The sequence below is a fragment of the Lysobacter panacisoli genome (genome assembly GCF_009765165.1).
GTDB lineage: Bacteria > Pseudomonadota > Gammaproteobacteria > Xanthomonadales > Xanthomonadaceae > Lysobacter_J > Lysobacter_J panacisoli.
Genome location: NZ_VLNU01000001.1, coordinates 3,115,949 through 3,133,773, shown reverse-complemented (window position 1 = coordinate 3,133,773; position 17,825 = coordinate 3,115,949). Strand labels below are relative to the sequence as shown.

General features: G+C 68.0%; 16 protein-coding genes and 1 tRNA gene. 8 read left to right on the top strand and 9 right to left on the bottom strand.

The features are described from left to right. Positions 1-22 precede the first annotated feature (22 nt). The 4 genes from dnaJ to hrcA form a co-directional block, all read right to left on the bottom strand. Positions 23-1,144 carry a molecular chaperone DnaJ gene (dnaJ, locus tag FOF45_RS14720; protein ID WP_158986148.1) on the bottom strand — a complete coding sequence of 374 codons (1,122 nt, stop codon included), beginning with the start codon at positions 1,142-1,144 and terminating at the stop codon, positions 23-25. A 138-nt stretch (positions 1,145-1,282) separates the two neighbouring features. Continuing rightward, on the bottom strand, positions 1,283-3,202 hold the full coding sequence (gene dnaK / locus FOF45_RS14715; RefSeq protein WP_158986146.1) for a molecular chaperone DnaK: 1,920 nt from the start codon (positions 3,200-3,202) through the stop codon (positions 1,283-1,285). Positions 3,203-3,356: 154 nt separating this feature from the next. Next, on the bottom strand, positions 3,357-3,878 hold the full coding sequence (grpE, locus tag FOF45_RS14710) for a nucleotide exchange factor GrpE (RefSeq protein WP_158986145.1): 522 nt from the start codon (positions 3,876-3,878) through the stop codon (positions 3,357-3,359). A gap of 158 nt (positions 3,879-4,036) precedes the next feature. Next, positions 4,037-5,086, bottom strand: coding sequence for a heat-inducible transcriptional repressor HrcA (gene hrcA, locus FOF45_RS14705; protein WP_158986143.1), 1,050 nt, complete (start codon positions 5,084-5,086; stop codon positions 4,037-4,039). Between the two features lie 112 nt (positions 5,087-5,198). Here hrcA and recN point away from each other — a divergent pair, with 112 nt between their 5' ends. Further along, entirely contained in the window at positions 5,199-6,866 is a 1,668-nt protein-coding gene (recN, locus tag FOF45_RS14700; RefSeq protein ID WP_158986141.1) for a DNA repair protein RecN, read from the top strand. A gap of 186 nt (positions 6,867-7,052) precedes the next feature. On the opposite strand, the gene fur is transcribed toward recN, so the two are convergent. After that, a complete protein-coding gene (gene fur / locus FOF45_RS14695) occupies positions 7,053-7,454 on the bottom strand; it encodes a ferric iron uptake transcriptional regulator (protein ID WP_158986139.1) in 402 nt (133 codons plus the stop codon). Between the two features lie 160 nt (positions 7,455-7,614). Here fur and FOF45_RS14690 point away from each other — a divergent pair, with 160 nt between their 5' ends. Further along, the gene (locus tag FOF45_RS14690; protein ID WP_158986137.1) at positions 7,615-8,013 is read left to right on the top strand and encodes an outer membrane protein assembly factor BamE; all 399 of its coding nucleotides are present in this window, start codon (positions 7,615-7,617) and stop codon (positions 8,011-8,013) included. 30 nt (positions 8,014-8,043) lie between these two features. Here the strand turns inward: FOF45_RS14690 and FOF45_RS14685 are convergent, their stop codons facing one another. Both FOF45_RS14685 and FOF45_RS14680 read right to left on the bottom strand, forming a co-directional pair. After that, positions 8,044-8,316, bottom strand: coding sequence for an RnfH family protein (locus FOF45_RS14685; protein WP_158986135.1), 273 nt, complete (start codon positions 8,314-8,316; stop codon positions 8,044-8,046). Position 8,317: 1 nt separating this feature from the next. Further along, positions 8,318-8,752, bottom strand: coding sequence for a type II toxin-antitoxin system RatA family toxin (locus FOF45_RS14680; RefSeq protein ID WP_158986133.1), 435 nt, complete (start codon positions 8,750-8,752; stop codon positions 8,318-8,320). Positions 8,753-8,814: 62 nt separating this feature from the next. Between FOF45_RS14680 and smpB the strand changes: the two genes are divergently transcribed. The 6 genes from smpB (at position 8,815) to FOF45_RS14650 (ending at position 15,943) form a co-directional block, all read left to right on the top strand. Beyond that, entirely contained in the window at positions 8,815-9,327 is a 513-nt protein-coding gene (gene smpB / locus FOF45_RS14675) for an SsrA-binding protein SmpB (RefSeq protein ID WP_158986131.1), read from the top strand. A gap of 178 nt (positions 9,328-9,505) precedes the next feature. Then, complete coding sequence (gene lexA, locus FOF45_RS14670) at positions 9,506-10,117, top strand: transcriptional repressor LexA (RefSeq protein WP_158986129.1); 612 nt, start codon at positions 9,506-9,508, stop codon at positions 10,115-10,117. Continuing rightward, positions 10,117-10,746: a translesion DNA synthesis-associated protein ImuA gene (gene imuA / locus FOF45_RS14665; RefSeq protein ID WP_158986127.1), complete on the top strand. Its 630-nt coding sequence runs from the start codon at positions 10,117-10,119 to the stop codon at positions 10,744-10,746. Before lexA ends, imuA begins: the two co-directional genes overlap by 1 nt. Positions 10,747-10,753: 7 nt before the next feature. Continuing rightward, entirely contained in the window at positions 10,754-12,178 is a 1,425-nt protein-coding gene (locus tag FOF45_RS14660) for a Y-family DNA polymerase (protein WP_158986125.1), read from the top strand. Beyond that, a complete protein-coding gene (locus FOF45_RS14655; protein ID WP_199244493.1) occupies positions 12,175-15,444 on the top strand; it encodes an error-prone DNA polymerase in 3,270 nt (1,089 codons plus the stop codon). The genes FOF45_RS14660 and FOF45_RS14655 overlap by 4 nt, the downstream gene beginning before the upstream one ends. 91 nt (positions 15,445-15,535) lie before the next feature. Beyond that, the gene (locus FOF45_RS14650; protein ID WP_158986123.1) at positions 15,536-15,943 is read left to right on the top strand and encodes a hypothetical protein; all 408 of its coding nucleotides are present in this window, start codon (positions 15,536-15,538) and stop codon (positions 15,941-15,943) included. Between the two features lie 594 nt (positions 15,944-16,537). Here FOF45_RS14650 and FOF45_RS14645 read toward each other — a convergent pair. Together FOF45_RS14645 and FOF45_RS14640 are read right to left on the bottom strand one after the other, a co-directional pair. Beyond that, a tRNA-Ser gene (locus tag FOF45_RS14645) sits at positions 16,538-16,627 on the bottom strand. 85 nt (positions 16,628-16,712) lie between these two features. Next, positions 16,713-17,741 carry a LysR family transcriptional regulator gene (locus FOF45_RS14640; protein WP_199244575.1) on the bottom strand — a complete coding sequence of 343 codons (1,029 nt, stop codon included), beginning with the start codon at positions 17,739-17,741 and terminating at the stop codon, positions 16,713-16,715. Positions 17,742-17,825: the final 84 nt, after the last annotated feature.

Here is a 17,825-nt window from a genome sequence, read left to right as displayed (position 1 = left end):
CGCCAGAGCGCGCCGCGATGGATCAGGACGTCATGCGGTCCCAGAAGCCCTTCACGCCGTCCATGAAGGTGGACGAACGCGGCGAATGGCGGCGCGCGTTGTCGCCGACGAACGTCGCCTCGAACTTCTCCAGCAGCTCGCGCTGCTCGTTGGTCAGGTTGACCGGCGTTTCCACCACCACGCGGCAATACAGATCGCCGGGCTTGCGGCTGCGTACCGACTTCACGCCGAGGTCGCGCAGGCGGAACAGCCTGCCGGTCTGGGTCTCGGCGGGAATGCGCAACTCGGCCTCGCCGCCGAGGGTCGGCACGCGGATCGAGTCGCCGAGCGCGGCCTGCGAGATGCGGATCGGCACTTCGCAGTGCAGGTCGTCGCCGTCGCGCTGGAAAATATCGTGCTCGCGCACGCGCACGTCGACGTAAAGATCGCCGGGCGGCGATCCGGCCGGACCGGCCTCGCCCTCGCCCGCCAGGCGGATGCGGTCGCCGTTGTCGACGCCCGCGGGGATCTTCACCTGCAGCGTCTTGGTCCGCTCCACGCGGCCCTGCCCGTTGCAGTCCGCGCAGGGATTGGGGATGGTCTTGCCGCGACCGCCGCAATGCGGGCAGGCCTGCTGCATCGAGAAAATGCCGCGCTGGAAGCGCACCTGACCGCGACCGTGGCAGGTTTCGCAGGTTTCCAGCTTGCCGTCTGCCGAGCCGGAGCCGTCGCAGGTCGTGCACTCGTCGAGCGTCGGGATCTCGATGGTCTTGTCGGTGCCGCCGACGGCCTCTTCCAGCGACAGTTCCATCACGTAGCCGATGTCGGCACCGCGACGCGGACCGCGCGCGGCACCGCCACCGAAGATGTTGCCGAAGATGTCGCCGAAGATGTCGCCCATGTCGGCGTAACCCTGGCCACCGCCGCCGCCCATGCCGTGCTCGAACGCAGCATGGCCGTGCTGGTCGTAGGCACGGCGCCGGTTGGCGTCGGACAGGACTTCGTAGGCTTCCTTGCACTCCTTGAAGGAGGCTTCCGCGGCTGCGTCGCCGGGGTTGCGGTCCGGGTGGTACTTCATCGCGCAGCGGCGATAGGCCTTCTTCAGGTCTTCGTCGCTGGCATCGCGGGCCACGCCCAGTGCTTCGTAGTAGTCGCGTTTGCTCATGGAGCCGGATATCGGGAATGGAGAATGGAGAATCGTCTGGAGCTCGAGCCTTGCGGCTCACGGACACAAGAACGGGAACCGGGAAGGTGAAGGCGGCGCGCGCCCACGATTCCCGATTCCCGACTCCCTATTCCCGCCTTACTTCTTGTCGTCCTTGACCTCGGTGAACTCCGCGTCCACCACGTCGTCGGACTTGGCGCCACCGGCCGGACCGGCACCGGCATCCGGGCCGCCCGGCTGACCGGCCGAAGCCGCAGCGAACAGCGACTGCGCGGCCTCTTCCAGCGACTTCGACTTGGCCTCGATCTGGGCCTTGTCGTCGCCGCGCATCGCGGTCTCGAGCTCGGCGATCGCGCCTTCGGTGCGGCCGATCACGTCGCCCGCCACCTTGTCGCCGTTGTCCTTGATCGCGCTGCGCGCGGTGTGGATCAGCGCGTCGGCGTGGTTGCGGGCCTGGACCAGCTCATGGAACTTCTGGTCTTCCTCGCGGTGGGCTTCCGCGTCGGCGACCATCTTGGCGATCTCGTCCTCGGACAGGCCCGAGCCGGCCTTGATCTCGACCTTCTGCTCCTTGCCGTTCTTCTTGTCCTTGGCCGACACGTGCAGGATGCCGTTGGCGTCGATGTCGAAGGACACTTCCACCTGCGGCATGCCGCGCGGCGCGGCCTCGATGCCGGTCAGGTCGAAGCGGGCCAGCGACTTGTTGTAGCGGGCCTGCTCGCGCTCGCCCTGCAGCACGTGCACGGTCACGGCCGACTGGTTGTCCTCGGCGGTGGAGAACACCTGCGAGGCCTTGGTCGGGATCGTGGTGTTCTTCTCGATGATCTTGGTGAACACGCCACCCAGCGTCTCGATGCCCAGCGACAGCGGGGTCACGTCGAGCAGCAGCACGTCCTTGACGTCGCCCTGCAGCACGCCGCCCTGGATCGCCGCACCGACGGCCACGGCCTCGTCCGGGTTGACGTCCTTGCGCGGCTCCTTGCCGAAGAACTCGGTGACCGCCGCCTGCACCTTGGGCATGCGGGTCTGGCCACCGACCAGGATCACTTCGCTGATCTCGCTGGCGCGCAGGCCGGCGTCGTTCAGCGCGATGCGGCACGGCTCGATCGACTTCTTGATCAGGTCCTCGACCAGCGCTTCAAGCTTGGCGCGGGTCAGCTTGATGTTGAGGTGCTTCGGACCCGACGCGTCGGCCGTCACGTACGGCAGGTTCACTTCGGTCTGCTGCGCGCTGGACAGCTCGATCTTGGCGCGCTCGGCGGCGTCCTTCAGGCGCTGCAGGGCCAGCGGATCCTTGCGCAGGTCGATGCCCTGGTCCTTCTGGAATTCCTCAACGAGGTAATCGATGACGCGCTTGTCGAAGTCTTCACCGCCCAGGAACGTGTCGCCGTTGGTGGCCAGCACCTCGACCTGCATCTCGCCGTCGACCGAGGCGATCTCGATGATCGACACGTCGAACGTGCCGCCGCCGAGGTCGTACACGGCCACCTTGCGGTCGCCGCCCTTCTTGTCCATGCCATAGGCCAGCGCGGCCGCGGTCGGCTCGTTGATGATGCGCTTGACGTCCAGGCCGGCGATGCGACCGGCGTCCTTGGTCGCCTGGCGCTGGCTGTCGTTGAAGTACGCCGGCACGGTGATGACCGCCTCGGTGACGGCCTCGCCCAGATACGCTTCGGCGGTCTTCTTCATCTTGGCCAGCACTTCGGCCGAGATCTGCTGCGGCGCCATCTTCTTGGCTTCGGCGGTCTCGACCCAGGCGTCGCCGTTCTCGTGCTGGGTGATCTTGTACGGAACGAGGCCGATGTCCTTCTGCACTTCGGCGTCGGTGAACTTGCGGCCGATCAGGCGCTTGACGGCGAAGAAGGTGTTCTTGGGATTGGTGACGGCCTGGCGCTTGGCCGAGGCGCCGACGAGCACTTCGCCGTCCTTGGTGAAGGCGACGATGGACGGCGTGGTGCGATCACCCTCCGCGTTCTCGATGACGCGCGGCTTGCCGCCTTCCATGATCGCCACGCACGAATTGGTCGTGCCGAGGTCGATGCCGATGATCTTGCCCATGTGTTTGCTCCCTCTCGAATGCTTTGAATGTCTGGGGCGGTGATATCCGCCGTTGTCCGCTATCTGGGGGTCTGGCACCGTCCTTCAAGGGGAGGACGTGTCCATCGATGGCATCGAAGGGCCATCGCGGACGCCCGCCCCGCGAAGGCGCGCGTCAGTCGTGGCGCGCGACGACGACCAGGGCCGGACGCAGCAGCCGGTCGTTCAGCAGCCAGCCCTTCTGGTAGACCTGGACCACGTCGCCGGGCGCGTGCGCGGGACTCTCGACCATGCTCATCGCCTGGTGACGCTCCGGATCGAACGGCTGTCCGGACGGATCGACCGCGACCAGGCCGTTGTCGCCTGCGACCTTGAGCAGCTGGCGCAGGGTCAGCTCCATGCCCTCGCGCAGGTGCTGGGCGGTGTCGGACTGCACGGCCAGGCCGGCTTCCAGGCTGTCGATGACCGGCAGCAGCTCGCCGAGGAGGCGTTCGTTGGCGAATTTGCGCGCGGTGTCGATGTCGCGCGTCATGCGCCTGCGCTGGTTCTCCAGCTCGGCGCGATCGCGCAGGATCTCGTCGCGCAACTGCGTCAGTTCGGCCTGCGCCGCCTCGAGCTGCGTGGCAAGCGTGGCGCCGTCGTTCTCGGTGGCGACGTCGGCGGTGTCGGGGGTTTCGCCGGAAGTGTTGCTGGTCATGCGGTTGCTCCATCCCTGCGCCAGTGGCGCTCAAACATGCGGAAAACCGCGCTCGAAGGCGCGTTACGGCAGCAATGGGGCCGCCGCCACGGGATTCAAGACAAGCACGGTCCAAGACGAACGCGCCGGCGCCGGCCGGCCATCGCCGCACGCGGGGCTCAGGTGTCCCGGTTCAGGGCCGCGCCGAGGGCGTCGGCGGCGGCCTGCACGACCGGGATGACCCGGTCGTAGGCCATGCGCGTGGGCCCGATCACCCCCAGCACGCCCAGCACCTGGCCGCTGCCCGAGGCGTAGGGCGCGGTCACCAGCGACATCCCCTCCATCGGGGCCAGGCCGGTTTCCTCGCCGATGAAGATGCGCATGCCCGGGGCCTGCACCGTGCGTTCGAGCAGTTGCAGGATCTCGCGCTTGCGGGCGAAGGCGTCGAACAGCTCGCGCAGGCGATCCAGGTCGGCCAGGTCCTGCACGCCCATCAGCCGGGTCTGCCCGGCCAGGACCATGTCGTCGCCGGACGGGGCCAGCGCCTGTTCGGCCAGCTCGACCGACTGCGCCAGCAGCGACTGCATCTCGTCCTGCGCGGTGCGCAGTTCCTGCAGCAGGGTGGCGCGGATGTCGACGATGGTGCGCCCGGCGAAGTGCGCGTTGAGGTAGTTCGCCACGCGTTCCAGCTCGCCGGCGTCGAACGCGCGCCGAGTCTGGACGATGCGGTTCTGCACCTCGTTGTCGGCGAACACCAGGATCGCCAGCACGCGCTGGGCGTCGAGTGGGACGAAGTCGATACGACGGAAGGCGAACTGCTCGCGGCGCGGCACGCTGACCACACCGACGAAGTGGGTCATGGCCGACAGCAGCTCCGACGCGCTGCCCAACAGGGCCTGCGTCCCCGACCCCGCCGGCAGCTCGCCGCGCAGGCGAGCCAGGTCGCTGTCGGGCAGCGGCCGGACCTGCAGCAGCGAATCCACGAACAACCGGTAGCCCTGCGCGGTCGGGATGCGCCCGGCCGAATGGTGCGGCGCGCTGAGCAGGCCCGCGTCCTCTAGGTCGGCCAGGATGTTGCGGATCGTCGCCGGGCTCACGTCCAGCCCGGCGTGGCGCGCCAGCGTCTGCGACCCCACCGGCTCGCCGCTATGGATATAGCGCCCGATCAGCGTGCGCAGCAGCTGCCGGGCGCGCGGGTCGAGGCTGGGGTCGGCGGCTTTTCGGTTCATGGTCGCGATATATGACGGCTTACCGCGCGGTGCAAGCGCCATCGCGCTCTCACCTCCTGAGACGCCGCCCCGCTATCAAGCCGCAACCCACACAGGGCACAATCGCGGTCCGATGCTCGTCCATCTCTCGCTCAAACAATTCGCCGTCGTCACCGGGGCCGAACTCTCCTTCGGCCCGGGTCTCACCGTCATCTCCGGAGAAACCGGCGCCGGCAAGTCTCTGCTGGTCGATGCGCTGGGCCTGCTGTCAGGCCTGCGCGCGGACAGCGGCGTCGTGCGCCACGGCGCCGACCGTGCCGAGCTGACCGCCGAGTTTTCCCTCGACGACGTGCCACTGGCCCAGGCCTGGCTGCGCGAGAACGAACTCGACGAGGACGACGCCTGCCAGATCCGCCGCGTCATCCGCCGTGACGGCGGATCGCGCGCCTGGGTTAACGGCCGTCCGGTGACGCTGGGGCAACTGGGTGAACTGGCCGGGCTGCTGGTCGAAATCCACGGCCAGCACGAACACCAGGCCCTGCTCTCACGCCCGAGCCAGCTTGCCCTGCTCGACGCGTTCGGCCGTCACGACGGCGAACTACGCGCGGTCGAGGCCGCCGCGACGGCATGGACCGCGCTGATCGCCGAGCGCGACGCGCTGTCCGCACAGGGCGACGTGTCCGATCGCATCGACTGGCTGGAACACCAGCACGCCGAACTCGATCGCGAAGAACTGGAGCCCGACGCCATCGCGCGCCTGCAGGCCGACCATCGCCGCCATGCGCACGCAGCCGGCCTGATCGCTGCCTGCGAGGGCGCATTCGCCCAGCTCGGTGGCGACGAGGAGCCCTCCCTGTCGCGCACGCTGCAACACGTGCGTTCCGACCTGCAGCGCGTGAGCGAACACGAACCGCGCCTGGGCGAGGTCGATGCGATGCTCGACGCGGCCGCAATCCAGATCGACGAGGCGCTGGCCCTGCTCGATCGCGTGCGCAGCGACCTGGACCTGGATCCCTCCACGTTCGACGCGCTGGAGCACCGTCTCGGTCGCATGCACGAACTGGCCCGCAAGCACCGCGTCGCACCGGAACAACTGGCCGCGCAGCGCGACGCCATCGTCGCGGAACTGGACACGCTGCGCGGTGCAGGCGTTCGACTGGCGCACCTCGACGGCGAGATCGACGGCGCCCGCCGTGCCTGGCGCGAGGCCGCCGACATCCTCGGCGCGCATCGCCGAGAGGCCGCGCAACGCCTGGCGCAGGGCACCACCGCGCTGATCGCCGAACTGGGCATGGGCGGCGGACGCTTCGACGTCGAACTCGAACCCCACGACGGTGATCGCCCCGACCCGCAGGGCGGCGAGCGCGTGGAATTCATGGTCGCCGCCAACCCGGGCCAACCCGCACGGCCGCTGCGAAAGGTCGCCTCCGGCGGCGAACTCTCGCGCATCTCGCTGGCGATCGAAGTCGCCGCACTGGGCATGGACGCGGTGCCGACGATGGTGTTCGACGAGGTCGACACCGGCATCGGCGGCGCGGTCGCGGAGATCGTCGGCCAGAAGCTGCGCGCGCTTGGCGCCAGCCGACAGGTGCTGTGCGTGACCCACCTGCCGCAGGTGGCCGCACAGGGACATGCGCATTACCGCGTCAGCAAGGCGGCCAGCGAGGGCGTGACCCAGAGCGCCGTGCAGTCGCTCGGCGCAAAGGAACGCGAGGAAGAACTGGCGCGCATGCTCGGCGGCGTCGAACTGACCCGCGAAGCTCGCGCGGCGGCGAAGCGGCTGCTGGCGGACGTGGTGTGAAAGCACGACTTCCCTCTCCCCTTGTGGGAGAGGACAGACCGCCGAAGGCGGTCAGGGAGAGGGGTCGCCCGCGCCGCTGCGCGTCGCGCCCCTCTTCCGCCCTTCGGGCACCTTCTCCCACAAGGGGAGAAGGCAAGAAAAAGCCCGCCATTGGCGGGCTTTTTCTTGCGCATCGCGGATCGCGGATCAGCGCTTCTTGCGCACGTACAGCACCAGCGAGTGCTCCTCGATGTCGTAGCCGTGCTTGGCCGCGATCTTGCGCTGCAGCTCTTCGATCTCCGCGCTTTCGAACTCGATGATCTTGCCGGTGTCCACGTCGACCATGTGGTCGTGGTGATGGCCGCGGTCCAGTTCGTACACCGATTGGCCGGCTTCGAAGTTGTGCTTGAGCACCAGGCCGGCGGCTTCGAACTGGGTCAGCACGCGGTACACCGTGGCCAGGCCGATGTCCTCGCCGTGCTCCAGCAGGTGCCGGTAGATGTCTTCCGCGGTCATGTGCCGCGGCTTGGCCTGCTCCAGCAATTCCAGGATGCGCAGGCGCGGATGGGTGACCTTGAGCCCGGCGTTGCGGAGGTCTTGCGATTCCATTTGGGTTCCCTCATCAGACGGCAAGCGCGTGGCGGTCGACCGTCGGAACGCCGGATGAACGCGGCCCCGGGGGGCAGCGCCCGCGCTTGGTGGATGCGTCCTTCAGTGTATCATCGCGACGTTATCCGCCTGTCGCCGACATCCGATGCCGAAGCACACGATGCACAAGCTCCTCCTGGTCCTTTCAATCGCCATGCTCACCGGGGGCTGCGGCATCCTCTACAAGCAGCCGATCTACCAGGGCAACCTGCTGGAGAAGGCCAATGTCGACCAGCTGCAGACCGGCATGAGCAAGCAACAGGTCACCCTGCTGCTCGGCTCGCCCTCGATCGAGGATCCGTTCCACCACGATCGCTGGGACTACACCGCCACCCAGCGCACCGACCGCCTTGGCCGCACCGAGAAGAAGAACCTGACCCTCTGGTTCGAGAACGACGCACTGGCGAAGTGGGAAGGCGACTACTTCCCCGAGCAGGACGAGCAGCTGGCCAAGCAGACGGTCAAGCAGTTCGGCCGCAACCTGCCGAAGGAAAAGGACAAGAAGCCGCGCCGCCGCTGATCGCCGCGCGACGCAGCTAGAAGAACCCGGCTACGGCCGGGTTTTTTTCTGCCGCGATTCGGCGCGCCGGCGGCGCGCATCCTTGGGATCGGCCTGCAGCGGTCGCAACAGTTCGACGCGATCGCCCTCGCGCAGCACAGTGCCGGGTTCGACGCGCACGCCGAACACCGCATGGGCGATGGTCTCGGGATCGTGCTCCCACCCCGCTGCGGCCAGTGCGTCGGCCACCGTGGTGCCTTCCGCCAATTCCAGGTCGATCGCGTCGAAGCGCCGCGGCCACGCGCGCACGACCTGCACCTTCACCTCAGGCCTCTTCGCCGCGATCGGCGACGCGGATGAAATCGTCGACCATGCGATCGGCCAGGCCCTGGAATCCCACCGCCATCGCCGGTCCGAGCAGCTTCACCTTCGGCTCGAAGTTCAGCGTCAGCGTGACCTTGCAGGCCGACTCGTCCAGCGCATGGAATTCCCAGCGCCCACCCAGGCTCTGGAACGGGCCGTCGACCAGTTTCAGTTCGATGTGGTGCGGCGCGCTCATGGTGTTCTCGGTGGTGAACCACGTGCGCAGCGCGCCGAAGCCGATGTCGAGCCGGGCGACGATCCGATCCTCGCCCGCCTCCAGTACTTGCGCCGCCTCGCACCAGCCGAAGCGTCGCGGATAGGCGGCCACGTCGCTGACCAGCGCGAACATGCGCGCGGCGGAGTGTTCGACGAGGGCGGAACGGCGGATGGTCTGCATGCGGGGATCGGTATTTCCGGGCCTGGTATCGCCCCGCCCCCGCTTTCGGGGACAATGGTGCGATGTCCAAGAATTCCAACAAGAAGACCGGCAAGGATAAGGGAAAGGGCGCTGGCGGCGGCACCATCGCACTCAACAAGCGTGCGCGCCACGAGTACCACCTGGAGGAGAAGTTCGAAGCCGGCCTGGCCCTGCAGGGCTGGGAGCTCAAGGCGATCCGCGCCGGACGCGCCAATATCGTCGACGCCTACGCAGTGGTCCTGCGCGGTGAGCTCTTCCTGATCGGCGCGCAGATCACCCCGCTGATCTCCGCCTCGACCCATGTCGTCACCGAAGAGCGGCGTACGCGCAAACTGCTGCTGCACCGGCACGAGATCGACAACCTGATCGGCCGCGTGCAGCGCGACGGCTACACCGTCGTACCTACCGCGCTCTACTGGAAGGGCAACAAGGTCAAGGCCGAAGTCGCCCTGGCCAAGGGCAAGCAGGACCACGACAAGCGCGAAGCCAGCAAGGAACGCGACTGGCAGCGCGAGAAGCAGCGCGTGATGCGGCGTCACAACAAGGACGCCTGACGACGCTCCGCCCGTCGGCGGAATCGCTGTCAAAGCCCATCCAATGGGCCCCGCAACCTGTTGATTCCATGAGGGTCGCAGCCCGTGATACGGCACTGCGATCCGATCGGGCCTGCAGCCCGGGCTTGCCCGCGACCGTAAAGGTAAATAGATTTTTACCTCGAACCAGGCCCTTCCGATGTCCGAGCTCACCCCGCGCCAGGCGCAGATCCTGGCCTACATCCACGCCCATGCGCAGGCCGAAGGCCTGCCGCCGACGCTGCAGCAGATCGCCGATGCGTTCGGTTTCCGCCAGGCCTGCGCCGCGCACAAGCACGTCCGTCGACTGGAACAAGCCGGCCACCTGCAGGTGCGTCCGAACCAGGCCCGCGGCATCCGGCTGGCCACGTCGTCCGCGCCGCGCCCGGACTCGCTGAAACTCGCCGTGCTCGGTCGCGTCGCCGCGGGTTCGCCGATCGGCGCCGATGCGGGAATCGAATGCGAACTCGTCCTCGACCGCGCGCTGTTCTCGATCGCGCCCGACTACCTGCTGCGCGTGCAGGGCGATTCGATGCGCGACGATGGCATCCTCGACGGCGACCTCGTGGCGGTGAAGCGCGCCAACGATGCGCGCGACGGCCAGGTGGTGGTCGCGCGCATCGACGAAGAGATCACCATCAAGCGACTGGAACGCAGCGTCCAGCGCATCCGCCTGCTGCCGCGCAACCCGGCCTACCCGCCCATCCAGATCGCGCCCGGCAGCGACTTCGCGATCGAAGGCCTGTACTGCGGACTGGTGCGTCCGGACTGATGGCCGCGCAAGTAATCCCGCTCGAATCCCTGTTGTCCGCGCGCACGGTGTGGCGAGCGGGGCGCCATGCGGCATCCGCGCCCCTGGGCGAATCGACCGGGTTCGACGCGCTCGACGCCCTGCTTCCGCACGGCGGATGGCCGCACGGCGCGCTGACCGAATTGCTGATTCCCGCCGACGGCGTGGGCGAACTGTCGCTACTGATGCCCACGCTCTCGCGCCTGACCGGCGCGGGACGACTGGTGGCGCTGATCGCACCACCGTTCTGTCCGTATGCGCCGGCCTGGCAACGCGCCGGCGTGGACCTGCGCCATCTGGAAATCGTGCGTGCCGATCCGCGCGGCGCATTGTGGGCGTTCGAACAATGCCTGCGCAGCGCGGCGTTCTCGGCCGTGCTGGGCTGGCCGGCGAAGGCCGACGGCCCGGCGTTGCGGCGCCTGCAGGTCGCGGCCGACAGCGGCGAATGCCTCGGCTTCGCCGTGCGCGACCAGCGCCACGCAGGCAATCCCTCGCCCGCCGCGCTGCGCCTGGAACGCGCCAACGGTCTGTGGCACGTGCGCAAATGCCGTGGCGGACAGGCGCCGTCGCAGGCGTTCGAAGCGCCTTCGCCGCACGCGTCGTCGCGCTGAGCCGGCCATGTTGTGGGCCTGCATCCGCTTGCCGCACCTGGCGCTCGACGCGGTCCTGCGTCGTGTCGAGGATCCGGCGCGACCGCTCGCCCTGGTGAGCGGTCCGGCCCAGCTGCGCAGCCTGCATGCCGTGAACGACAGCGCCGCCGACGCCGGGCTGCGTCCCGGCATGCGCCTCACCGCGGCGCATGCACTGTGCTCGGACGTCGCATTGATCGAACACGACGACACGACCGAATCGCGCTGCCAGCGCTTCCTCGCGGCGTGGGCGTATCGCCACAGCTCTCTGGTCAGCGCGCAATGGTCCGGCGCGATCGTGCTGGAAGCCAGCGCGAGCTTCCGTCTGTTCGGCCCGTGGCCACGCTTCGAACGACGATTGCGCGACGAACTGGGCGTGCTCGGTTTCCGTCATCGCATCGCGCTCGCGCCGACGCCGCGCGCAGCGCTGGTGTTCGCCGGACTGCGCGACGGTTACACGCTGATCGATCCCGACGCGCTGGCCGGCACGCTCGACCGCGTGCCGGTGCGACGAGCGGCATTGCCCGACGACGCCGGCGAGCGACTGCATCGCATGGGCGTGCGCACGCTGCAGGATGCGCGCGCGTTGCCGCGCGACGGCCTGCGCCGGCGCTTCGGCGTGGATCTGTCCGGACATCTCGACAGGCTCTACGGCGAAGCCGACGACCCGCTCGAGTGGTACCAGCCGCCGGACCATTTCGACATGCGCGTCGAGCTGGGCTACGAAGTCGAGAACCACCAGGCGCTGCTGTTCCCGTTGCGGCGGCTGGTGCGCGATCTCGCCGTGTATCTGTCCGCGCGCGATGGCGGCGTGCAGCGCTTCACGATGCGCCTGGAGCACGAACAGGGCCACACCGACGTACCGGTCGGACTGCTCGCCGCCGAACGCGACGCCGCCCTGCTGATGGACATCGCGCGCAACCGGCTGGAGCAGGCGACGATCGAGCGGCCCGTGGTCGGACTGCGCCTGCTGGCGAAGGAACTGCCGCCGTTCGTACCCGTCGCGCGCGACCTGTTCGATACACGCCCTTCGCAGGCGGTGCCGTGGCCGCAGCTGCGCGAACGCCTGCGCGCGCGACTCGGCGACGACGCGGTGTACCGCATCGCACCGTCGGGCGATCCACGACCCGAACGCGCCTGGCAGCGTGCCGGCGTCGATGAGGACGCACTGTGCGTGCGCGACGCGCCGGTGCGCCCTGCCCGTCCCACCTGGCTGCTGCCGCAACCGGTGCCATTGCACGCGCATGGCGTGCGCATCGTCTCTGGTCCTGAGCGGCTGGAAAGCGGATGGTGGGACGGCGACGACGTGCGCCGCGATTACTACGTCCTCGAAACCGCGCAGGGACAGCGCGCCTGGGCCTACGCCGACCCGGGCCATCGCGACGGCTGGATGCTGCACGGCTGGTTCGCATGAGTTGGGACGACGCCATCGACGGCGTCGACCGCGAGACGCCCGGCGATCGCATGCCGCGCGCATTGCAGGTCACCACACGCCTGCGCCATGCGGCCAACGACGATGCGCTGCACGATGCGGCGCCGGATTACGCCGAACTGCATTGCCTGTCCGACTTCAGCTTCCTGCGCGGTGCGGCCAGCGCGGAGGAGCTGTTCGCGCGTGCGCGGCACTGCGGTTACGACGCACTCGCCATCACCGACGAATGCTCGCTGGCCGGAATCGTGCGCGCGCTCGAAGCCTCGCTCGCCACCGGCGTCCGCCTGATCGTCGGCAGTGAATTCCGCCTCACCGACGGCACGCGCTTCGCCCTGCTGGTCGAGAACGCCCACGGCTACGCGCGGCTGTGCGAGCTGATCACGCGCGGACGCCGCGCCGCCGACAAGGGAGCGTACCGGCTGGATCGTTGCGATCTCGAAGCGCTGCTCGGCGGCGATCCCTCGGGGCTGTTCGCACTGTGGCTGCCCGACCGCGAGCCCGACGTCGCGCCCGATCCGGAACCCGGCCGCTGGCTGCGCGCGCTGTTCGGCGAACGCGTGTTCCTTGCGGTGGAACTGCACCGCGAGCAGGACGACGACCTGCGCCTGCAATCGCTGTGCTCGCTCGCGCACTCGCTGGAAATGACCGCCGTCGCCAGCGGCGACGTGCACATGGCGACGCGACGCCAGCGTGTCCTGCAGGACACCATGACCGCGATCCGCCACGGCCAGCCATTGTCGGAATGCGGCGCGCACCTGTTCCGCAACGGCGAACGCCACCTGCGCGCACGGTCTACGCTGGGCAACGTCTACCCGCACGAACTGCTCGCCGCTGCCGTCGCGCTCGCGCGGCGTTGCATCTTCGACCTGAAGAACGACCTGCAGTACCGCTATCCCGCCGAACTCGTGCCCGCAGGCGAAACCCCGACCACGCACCTGCGCGCGCTGACCCTGGCCGGCATGCGCACGCGCTGGCCGAACGGTGCGCCAAGCAAGGTCGTCGACCAGATCGAGACGGAGCTTCAGCTCATCGCCAAGCTGCAGTACGAAGCGTTCTTCCTGACGGTGGAGGACATCGTCCGTTTCGCGCGCAGCCGCGACATCCTGTGCCAGGGCCGCGGTTCGTCGGCCAATTCGGCGGTGTGCTACGCGCTCGGCATCACCTCGGTGAATCCCGAGGAAAGCCGCCTTCTGATGGCGCGCTTCCTGTCGGAGGAACGCAAGGAGCCGCCCGACATCGACGTGGATTTCGAGCACGAACGCCGCGAGGAAGTGCTGCAGTACGTCTACGCCAAGTACGGGCGCGCGCGCGCGGCGCTGGCCGCCACGGTGATCCGCTACCGCGGCAAGAGCGCGGTGCGCGACGTCGCAAAGGCCTTCGGCCTGCCGCCGGACCAGATCGCCCTGCTCGCCAACTGCTATGGCTGGGGCAACGCCGGCACCGAGATGGCGCAGCGCCTCGACGACGCCGGCTTCGATCCATGCAACCCGCTGATCGAACGCGTGCTGGCGGTGACCGATGCGCTCACCGATCACCCGCGCCATCTGTCGCAGCACGTCGGCGGTTTCGTGATTTCCGATGCGGCGCTGTCGACCGTGGTGCCGGTGGAAAACGCGGCGATGGCCGATCGCACCATCATCCAGTGGGACAAGGACGACCTGGAAACGATGGGGCTGCTCAAGGTCGACTGCCTCGCGCTGGGCATGCTCACCTGCATTCGCAAAGCGTTCGATCTGGTCGAACGGCATCGCGGCTACCGGCTCGAACTCGCCACCGTTCCGCCCGGCGACGACGCCACCTACGCGATGATCCAGCGCGCCGACACGGTGGGCGTGTTCCAGATCGAATCGCGCGCGCAGATGACCATGCTGCCGCGACTGAAACCTAAGAATTTCTACGACCTGGTGATCGAAGTGGCGATCGTGCGACCGGGCCCGATCCAGGGCGGCATGGTGCATCCCTACCTGCGCCGCCGCATGGGCAAGGAAGAAGTGGAGTACCCGTCGCCCGAGGTCGAGGAGATCCTCAAGCCAACACTCGGCGTGCCGCTGTTCCAGGAACAGGTGATGGAGCTGGTGATGCACGCCGGCTACAGCGACAGCGAGGCCGACCAGCTGCGGCGTTCGATGGCGGCATGGCGCGTCGGCGGCGACATGGAACCGCATCGCGAGCGCATCCGCGACTGCATGCGCGGCAAGGGCTATTCGGAAACGTTCATTGCGCAGATCTTCGAGCAGATCAAGGGCTTCGGTTCGTACGGTTTCCCGCAGAGCCACGCCGCCTCGTTCGCCAAGCTGGTCTACGTGAGCTGCTGGCTCAAGCGCCACGAACCGGCGGCCTTCGCCTGCGCCCTGCTCAACTCGCAGCCGATGGGGTTCTATTCCAACAGCCAGATCGTGCAGGACGCACGCCGCGGTGCGCCGCAACGTGCTGCGGACGAATTCGACAGCGAACAGGCTCGACGGCTGGCGATGCGAGAAGCGGTGGACGTCCTGCCGGTGGACGTGCTGCACAGCGACTGGGACAACACACTCGTGGGCGAAAAGTCCGCGATCCGCCTCGGCCTGCGCGAAGTGCGCGGACTGTCGGAAGATGCCGGGCACGCGATAGTCGCTGCGCGCGAACGACGCCGCTTCGACGACCTGCAGGACATGCGCCTGCGTGCGCGCCTCGACGAAAAGGCCTGCAGCGCGCTGGCCGAAGCGAACGCACTGCGGAGCCTGATCGGCAACCGCCATGAAGCGCGCTGGGCCGTGGCTGGTCTCGAACGCCGTCGCCCGCTGCTGCCGGGCAGCCCGCGCGAGGACGACATCGCCCTGCCCGCGCCACGCATCGGCGAGGAAATCCTGTCGGACTACCGCGCGGTCGGACTCAGCCTCGCCTCGCATCCGATGGCGCTACTGCGTCCGCAGATGCAGGCGCGCCGCATCCACGGATCGCGAGAGCTGCGCCAGGCGCGGCACGGACGCGGCGTGCACGTCGCCGGCCTGGTGACCCAGCGCCAGCGCCCGGCCACCGCCAAGGGCACGATCTTCGTCACCCTGGAAGACGAGCACGGGATGATCAACGTGATCGTCTGGCCCGACCTCGCCGCGCGCCAGCGCAAGCCGCTGCTCGATGCCACCCTGCTGTCGGTGCGTGGACGCTGGGAACGCGTGGACGGCGTCGAACACCTGATCGCCGCCCACCTGCAGGACCTCAGCCCGATGCTGGGCGAATTGCACACACCGTCGCGGGATTTCCGCTAGCCGGCTGGCCGGCGCCCCCCGCATTCCGCGTCATTCGGAGTGTCGGCCCGCGCGCTCGGGCCGCGTCCGGCCCCCATGCAACGAGGCGTCAGTGGACGCGCCACGCTACTTCGTCACCTACCGGCACCGCGACAGCGGCGAAACCACGACCCGCGCGTTCGGGCGCTTCAGCGACCGCAGCCTCGCCGAGCGCATCGCCTGTGCGCGGTTCGGCGCATCGGAATACGAAGTCCTCGACGTGCGCCCGGAAACCCGCATCGAAGCGGCGAACCACCAGGTCTCGCGCTTCATCACCCGCACCCTGCGCATCGTCCTGGGCAGCAGCCTCGCGCTGCTGTCCTGGCACTTCATCTTCCGCGACGCGCGCGTGGGCGACATGCCGCTGGGCCGGATAACCCTCAACATGCTCGCAGTGTTCGGGTTCCATGCGCTGCTGATGCTCGCCGCTCTGGTGTTCTGCTGGGACATCGCCTTCGGCGAGGGACCACGCAACGGCTAGCGAAGCTGCGACGGCGCCGCCTGCCGGCATGCGGGACTTTCCGCTGGCTTCTGGATCCGATACGCCGTGGCCTGCAGGCGACTCGGAGTGGTTCGCTCGACTCCGGTTCCGGCACCTGTCCGCCCTGGCACATTGCCGGTGCTAAAGCCCCCTCCACCCATGCCGATAGAGAGCTGTCTCCTACACATGGTGCTCCGGCATGCAGATGTCTCAGCTTCTGGTTGCTCTACCAGGTTTGTTGATGCTCATTGGTATTCCCTCCTATATCGCGTGGTATTGGATTCAGGCAAAGAAGAAGGTTACGAGCCTGCCCACTATCGCCGAGTACCTTGAGCAAAACCCTAGCTGCAGGAAGGGTGATCGCGTCGCCTGCAACCAATGCGGCGGAACCAACATCTACTTGTGGTGGCTGTATGGACCGCAGGCCGGACGTGGCCCCAAGAAGCATCTATGCAGGACTTGTGGCAGCGCTTTGTGGCACTCGTTGTAAATCAGCGATGCCACACGCCTTTCGGCACGAACAACTGCGCCCCGCGTCGTGCGGGGCGTTTTCATTTCTGGGGCTAGCAGTCCTTCCTGACCATAAGGACTTATTGGCGGAGAGAGTGGGATTCGAACCCACGGAAGGTTTGACCCTTCGGCGGTTTTCAAGACCGCTGCCTTAAACCACTCGGCCATCTCTCCGGTGCGGGACGCGGCACCGCGTGGCGGCGCGCTGCAGGGCGAAGGCCGGAAACGCTGCGGCCCGCGCGATGCGGGCCGCATTCTCTCATGCCTGCGTGACGATGCGGGGCTCGGGCACGGGGGCCTGCGCCACGCCCGGCTTGGCCATGTCTTCGGGGCACTGCTTGCCCTTGATCTCGCTGCACTGCAGGCGCGCGGATTCGACCAGACCCGGCGCCTTCTCCGCGATGAAGTCGATGAAGACGCGCACTGCCGGCAACAGGCCGCGACGCGAGGCGAACACGGCGTGGAAGATGCCCTGCGGCAGGCGCCAGTCGGGCAACACCACTTCCAGTTCGCCACGGCGCACGGCTTCGGCGCAGATGGTTTCCGGCAGCAGCGTGATGCCCACGCCCTGCTGCGCGAGCTGCATCAGCATCGGGAAGTCGAAGCCCATCACGCGCGGCTTGAGTTCGACGCGGCGCACGTCGCCGTCCGGGCCGTGCAGTTCCCAGCGCTGGCGTGCGTCGTCCTCGCTCATGCTCAGGGTGACGTGATCGCCGAGTTCGTCCGGATTCTTCGGCCGCCCCATGCGGCGCAGGTAATCGGGGCTGGCGACCAGCAGTTCCTGGATCTGGCCGAAGCTGCGCATCACCAGACTGCCGTCGTCGTCGAGCTTGGACCGCACGCGCAGGGCGACGTCGATGCCTTCATTGATGATGTCGACGCGGCGATTGCTCACCAGCAACTGCACGCGCACCTGCGGGAAACGCGCGAGGAATTCCGGCAGCAGCTTGGGCATCTGCTGCTGCGCCATGCCGACCGGCACGCTCACCCGGATCACGCCGCGCGGTTCCGCGCTTAGGCGATCGACCACTTCGTGCGCGGCCTGCGCCTCGGCCAGCATCGACTGTGCATGGCGATAGACGCTGTTGCCAACGTCGGTGACGGCGAAACGACGGGTGGAACGCTGCAGCAGGCGCACGCCCAGATCGGTCTCGAGCTGGCTGATGCGTCGGCTCAGGCGGGACTTCGGAATGCCGAGCGCGCGCTCGGCCGCGGCGAAACCGCCGTGTTCCACCACCATCGCGAAGTAGTACAGGTCGTTCAGGTCCTGCATGGCGATAATTCCAATTCCAGAACAGTTAGTGATATTTGACCAGATTTATTCCACTACAGCAACGACCTAGATTGGCTTCCGACACGGCATCCCGCCGAT